Annotated in this window: 1 pseudogene; it reads left to right on the forward strand. The window is 68.6% G+C overall.

From position 1 onward, the window contains the following. Nucleotides 1-236: pseudogene (locus WU80_RS26260) on the forward strand (hypothetical protein); the annotation flags it as partial.

Consider the following 236-nt stretch of genomic DNA (forward strand, 5'->3'; position numbering starts at 1 on the left):
CAACGGATCGTGCTCTACGCCAAGGACCGCGGCTGCACCGCCCCGGGCTGCACCGTGCCCGGCTACCTGTCCGAAGTCCACCACGTCACCGACTACGCCCGCAGCCGCCGCACCGACATCAACGACCTCACCTTCGCCTGCGGACCCCATCACCGCCTACTCACACCCGCCGGCTGGCGCACCCGCAAAAACACCAAAGGTGACACCGTCTGGATCCCCCCACCCCACCACGACCG

It is taken from the genome of Mycobacterium sp. UM_11 (assembly GCF_001414075.1).
GTDB lineage: Bacteria > Actinomycetota > Actinomycetes > Mycobacteriales > Mycobacteriaceae > Mycobacterium.